This is a genomic window from Pseudoalteromonas sp. PPB1 (assembly GCF_015356275.1).
GTDB lineage: Bacteria > Pseudomonadota > Gammaproteobacteria > Enterobacterales > Alteromonadaceae > Pseudoalteromonas > Pseudoalteromonas rubra_D.
This window is the reverse complement of the sequence record NZ_JACEQV010000121.1, coordinates 1-221: the sequence shown is the minus strand read 5'-3', so window position 1 is coordinate 221 and position 221 is coordinate 1. Positions and strand designations below refer to the sequence as shown.

1 rRNA gene is annotated in these 221 nt (G+C 41.2%); it reads left to right on the top strand.

Features of this window, described 5'->3' with window-relative positions:
• Positions 1–80 (top strand): 16S ribosomal RNA (locus IY568_RS25495); the annotation flags it as partial.
• Between the last annotated feature and the right edge of the window lie 141 nt (positions 81–221).

Here is a 221-nt window from a genome sequence, read left to right as displayed (position 1 = left end):
TCACCACGGAGTGATTCATGACTGGGGTGAAGTCGTAACAAGGTAGCCCTAGGGGAACCTGGGGCTGGATCACCTCCTTATCGACTTAGAACTGATTTGTTCGAAGTGTCCACACAGATGATTGTTGCTTGGTAAGGTAACTTACTGAGTGATATTGCTCTTTAAAAATTTGGAAAGCTGATATTAAATTCTCGGAATGACAATGAAAATTGTTGTTCTAT